Genomic DNA, 1,503 nt, shown 5'->3' with positions numbered 1-1,503 from the left:
TCGAAGCTAAATACTTTTCCGCTGTTTGCATGCCTTAATTCACCATCCTTTAAAATCCAGCCAGCTTGTTTTAAAAGATTGAGTGCTCTGCGGTGTACTGTACGAATATTTCCATTGCCTTTAGTTTTGGGTAGGGAAAAGGCAGACTCAAATAGGGAAACAGGCAAATTTTTCTTATGAGGCAATAGTAGTTCAAGCTCCTCTTCACTAGGGAGGCCAGTAGCTTTGAATGCTGAATTAGGGTAGTAGCTTTGGTTTCGCTTATAAGCGCCATTAAAAAGGGCTTTGTTCGTCCACTCAAAGTCAAACATTAAGCTCAGTGCTTCTCTGACTTTTGGATCGGAAAATATCTTACGGCGGTTGTTAAAGAAAAAAGCCTGAGTGGTGCTGGGAATATCATGTTTAATTTCCGCTTTAATGACCTTACCTTCATTCAAGGCAGGGAAGTCGTAGGCCTTAGCCCAGTTTTTTGCGGTATAGTCGAAAAACAGATCAAAGCTATCAGACTTAAAGCCCTCAAATGCCACTGACTGATCGCGGTAAAAATCTATCACTACGGTATCGAAATTATATCTACCTTTATAGATATTTAATTCACCCTTAGGCAACTTAGTAAACCAAGCGTCTTTTACACGCTCTAACTTGATTGACTGGCCAACCTTTACGTCACCGACTCTATAAGGCCCGCTTAACAGTGGAATGGTTTGGGAGCTGCGTTCGAAATCTTTATCCACCCAGAAGTGCGCGGGTAATATCGGCATTTCACCAAATCGTAAGATATTTGCAGCTTGGTCGGCCTGATCGAACTCAACGCGCACTGTATCGGCGTCAATCGCTTTGACTTTGGTAACGGCGCGAAGGCTTTGTTTGAAACGCGGGTGCCCGATTTCTGTAAGGGTAGTATATGAAAACACAACATCTTCAGCGTCGACCGGGTGCCCGTCATGGAAGTGTGCTTCTGGCTGGATATCAAACTCGACCCAAGCATAATTCTGGGGGTAACGGATTTTAGCGGCCAACAGGGCATAGGCACTTTGTGGTTCATCGCCTGATGGTGAGTAGCTTCCGGTTCCTGCTAATAAAGTTTCATTTAGCTCTGTAAACCCATACATAAACATTCCCGGAGAATTGAAGGGGCTGGTTCCTTTTAAAATGTAAGGGTTTAGAGAATCAAAAGAACCGAAACCCATTAGACGCAGGTTCCCACCTTTGGCGGCGTTAGGATTGACATGGTCAAAATGAGAAAAGTCCTGCGGGTATTTAAGGTCGCCGTACAAAGCAAAGCCATGTGACTCGGTAATAATTTCGGCAGCAAGCGCCTTACCAGTAAAAAAGTGTAAAAACGCTATGATTAAAATAGTCTTATATTGAGGCGTAGAAAGCACGGTTAAAGCCTTAATGAAGAAACGATAAATTAACCTATTCCTATAAAAGAAATAGGCGCGCAGGCATAAGAGTTTATCTAAGGGAAAGGGCTTACAACAGTAGTAAGCTAATTTTTTT

General features: G+C 42.9%; 1 protein-coding gene. It reads right to left on the bottom strand.

Annotated elements, in window-relative coordinates; translation table 11 throughout:
* On the bottom strand, positions 1 to 1,385 hold a 1,385-nt coding region (locus A3729_RS23475; RefSeq protein WP_156498094.1), incomplete at its 3' end, for an extracellular solute-binding protein.
* Positions 1,386 to 1,503 lie beyond the last annotated feature (118 nt).

This window comes from Oleiphilus sp. HI0043 (assembly GCF_001634935.1).
This window is presented reverse-complemented; position numbering and strand designations above follow the sequence as displayed.